Here is a 3,498-nt window from a genome sequence, read left to right as displayed (position 1 = left end):
TGCCGCCGCGAGCGCCCCGCGGACACGTTCCGTCAGGGGGCGGGCGTCGTGGGGGACCTCGGCCGCGGAACCCTCGCCGAGCAGCGTGCGGTGGGGGGTGGCGAGGAAGCGGTCGCCGGGGCGGTAGGCGTCGAGCAGCGCGGTCGCCGCGCCGAGGGCGGCAGGCGCAGGGGCAAGGACCGTGGACTCACGCAGGGGGGCGGTCATCTCGTCTCCAGTTCGTCGGACGGGGCGGTCGGCCCGGCGGTGCGGGCGAGGGGGAGGTGGTCGGACCTAGGCACGCAGGGTGGCTCCGCCGTCGACGTACAGGTCGTGCAGGGTGATGTGCCGGGCCCGGTCCGACGCGAGGAAGACGACCGCCTCCGCGACGTCCCGCGGGTCGGCGATGCGGCCCAGCGGTATGCCGGTGCGGTGGGCGGCCAGGTCCCCCTCGACCACCCGGCGGGCGGAGGCCTCGGCCTCCCCCTCCGTCCACAGCCCGCGCTGCATGTCGGTCATGGTCGAGCCGGGGGAGACGGTGTTGCAGCGCACCCCCCGCGCGGCCACCTCGAGGCCGAGGCACTTGGTGAACATCACCGCCGCGGCCTTGGAGGCGGCGTAGGCGGAGAGCCCGGCGCGCGGTATGCCGGCCGCGTTGGAGGCCACGGTGACGACGCTGCCGCGTCCACGCCCCGTCATCCGCCGGGCCGCGGCCCGCGAGACGTGGAAGACGCCGGTGGTGTTCACGGCGAAGTGGGCGGCCCACTCCTCGTCCGTCAGGTCCACCACGGAGGAACTCCACAGCACCCCGGCCACGTTGACGGCGACGTCCAGCGGGCCCAGCGCGTCCTCGGCGTGCGCGACGGCGGCGTCCACGGCGGCGGAGTCGCGGACGTCCAGCGCGAGGGAGGCGATCCGGCCGTCGTGGGCGGCGGCGAGATCCCCGACGTCCGGGGCCTCGAGATCGGTGGCGAGCACCTGGGCGCCCCGGGCGGCGAGGGCGTGGACCACGGCCCGGCCGATGCCCCGCGCCGCTCCGGTCACCAGGGCCGTCCGGCCGGCGAACTCCCGCGCGCCGTCGGCCCCGGGGTCCGGGAGAGCGGGTACGTGGGCGGTGACGGGCGGGTGGGACACGGGTGGCTTCCTTCTTCCCGGGGACCGGCCGCCCGCGGGCGGCGGTCGTCCCCGGTGGAGCGTGCGCAGGGGTCACCACCGCCGCACGCCACGGGCAGCGCAACGAAAGTAAGGTTAGGCTAACCTATCTTCCGGCGGGCGGGCGGCCGGGCACCCGATCCGGCCGTTCCGCGGGAGTCCGGGCGACGGTGCTCCCGGGGGCGCGCGGCTGACCCGCAAGGGTGCTCGGGGCCGGCGAATCGGCGGCTTTGCCGGGTCGGTCTTGGCAAGGCCCCCGGGGCGTCCTAAGTTCGAGCTTCCGGCGGCTTCGGCCGCCACCAGCGGTCCCCGCGGTGGGTCACCGCAGTAGAGGCCCTCTGACGTTCCGTCGAAGGAGCAGCTCGTGGCCAACGTCGTACGCGCAGCCCTGGTCCAGGCGACCTGGACCGGCGACACCGAATCCATGATCGTCAAGCACGAGGAACACGCCCGTGAGGCGGCCCGGCAGGGCGCCCGGATCATCGGCTTCCAGGAAGTCTTCAACGCCCCCTACTTCTGCCAGGTCCAGGACCCCGAGCACTACCGGTGGGCGGAGGCCGTCCCCGAAGGCCCCACCGTCACCCGGATGCGGGCCCTGGCCCGGGAGACCGGCATGGTGATCGTGGTGCCGGTCTTCGAGGTGGAGCAGAGCGGCTTCTACTACAACACCGCCGTCGTCGTCGACGCGGACGGCACGGTGCTGGGCAAGTACCGCAAGCACCACATCCCCCAGGTCAAGGGCTTCTGGGAGAAGTACTACTTCAAGCCCGGCAACCTCGGCTGGCCGGTCTTCGACACCGCCGTCGGCAAGGTCGGCGTCTACATCTGCTACGACCGGCACTTCCCCGAGGGCTGGCGGCAACTCGGCCTGAACGGTGCCCAGCTCGTCTACAACCCGTCCGCCACCTCGCGCGGGCTGTCCGCCTACCTGTGGCAGCTCGAGCAGCCCGCGGCCGCCGTCGCCAACGAGTACTTCGTCGCCGCCATCAACCGGGTCGGCCAGGAGCCCTACGGCGACAACGACTTCTACGGCACCAGCTACTTCGTCGACCCCCGCGGACAGTTCGTCGGCGACGTCGCCAGCGACAAGGAGGAGGAGCTCGTCGTCCGCGACCTCGACCTCGGCCTGATCGAGGAGGTGCGCCGGCAGTGGGCCTTCTACCGCGACCGGCGGCCGGACGCCTACCACGGCCTGGTGCAGCCGTGACGGCGGCGGACGCGAACACCGCGCGCGCCGCCCGGTCCACGGAGGCCGCCGCGCCCTGGGGGCCCACCGGATCCCCGGAGCTGCTGGCCCGGCACCGGGCCGTGCTCCCCGACTGGCTCGCCCTCTACTACGACGAACCACTGGAGATCACCCACGGCGAGGGGCGCCACGTCTGGGACGCCGCGGGCCGCAAGTACCTCGACTTCTTCGGCGGCATCCTCACCACCATGACCGCCCACGCCCTCCCCGCGGTCGCCGAGGCGGTCACCGGACAGGCCGGCCGGCTGCTGCACTCCTCCACGCTCTACCTCAACCGGCCGATGGTCGAACTCGCCGAACGGATCGCCCGGCTCTCCGGCATCCCCGACGCCCGGGTCTTCTTCACCACCTCCGGCACCGAGGCCAACGACACCGCGCTGCTGCTGGCCACCACCCACCGGCGCAGCAACCAGATCCTGGCCATGCGCAACAGCTACCACGGGCGGTCCTTCTCGACCGTCTCGGTCACCGGCAACCGGGGCTGGTCGCCGACCTCGCTCTCCCCGCTGCAGACCCTCTACGTCCACGGCGGCGTCCGCCACCGCGGGCCCTACGCGCACCTGGACGACCAGGAGTTCACCGCCGCCTGCGTCGCCGACCTGCGCGACCTGCTCGGCCACGTCCGCTCCCCGGCGGCGCTGATCGCCGAACCGGTGCAGGGCGTCGGCGGGTTCACCTCCCCGCCGGACGGGCTGTACGCGGCGTTCCGCGAAGTCCTCGCCGAGCAGGGCGTGCTGTGGATCGCCGACGAGGTGCAGACCGGCTGGGGCCGCACCGGCGACCACTTCTGGGGCTGGCAGGCGCACGCGGGCAGCGGTCCGCCCGACATCGTCACCTTCGCCAAGGGCATCGGCAACGGCATGTCGGTGGGCGGCGTGATCGCCCGCGCCGAGATCATGAACTGCCTCGACGCCAACTCCATCTCCACCTTCGGCGGCACCCAGGTCACCATGGCCGCGGCGCTGGCCAACCTCGACCACCTGCTGGAGCACGACCTCCAGGGCAACGCCCGCCGCGTCGGCGGTCTGCTGCTGAAGCGGCTGCGGGACGCCTGCGCCGGGCTGCCGGGCGTCAAGGAGGTGCGGGGGCGCGGGCTGATGATCGGCGTCGAACTGGTCCGG

At 73.6% G+C, this 3,498-nt stretch carries 3 protein-coding genes and 1 pseudogene; 2 read left to right on the top strand and 2 right to left on the bottom strand.

Annotated elements, in window-relative coordinates:
- Both HW445_RS22980 and HW445_RS22975 read right to left on the bottom strand, forming a co-directional pair.
- Nucleotides 1-207, bottom strand: a pseudogene (locus tag HW445_RS22980) (isochorismate synthase); the annotation flags it as partial.
- A gap of 66 nt (nt 208-273) precedes the next feature.
- Nucleotides 274-1,026 (bottom strand): 2,3-dihydro-2,3-dihydroxybenzoate dehydrogenase, encoded by a 753-nt coding sequence (locus HW445_RS22975; RefSeq protein WP_257231234.1) that lies wholly within the window; start codon nt 1,024-1,026, stop codon nt 274-276.
- Nucleotides 1,027-1,495: 469 nt separating this feature from the next.
- Between HW445_RS22975 and HW445_RS22970 the strand changes: the two genes are divergently transcribed.
- Nucleotides 1,496-2,338 (top strand): nitrilase-related carbon-nitrogen hydrolase, encoded by an 843-nt coding sequence (locus HW445_RS22970; protein WP_180222862.1) that lies wholly within the window; start codon nt 1,496-1,498, stop codon nt 2,336-2,338.
- A gap of 80 nt (nt 2,339-2,418) precedes the next feature.
- The coding region (locus HW445_RS22965; RefSeq protein ID WP_218957296.1) for an aspartate aminotransferase family protein at nt 2,419-3,498 on the top strand (1,080 nt) is incomplete at its 3' end.

The organism is Streptomyces sp. UH6, from assembly GCF_013421635.1.
Classification (GTDB): domain Bacteria; phylum Actinomycetota; class Actinomycetes; order Streptomycetales; family Streptomycetaceae; genus Streptomyces; species Streptomyces abyssomicinicus.
The sequence above is the reverse complement of the archived record's forward strand: the minus strand, read 5'-3'. Positions and strand labels throughout refer to the sequence as shown.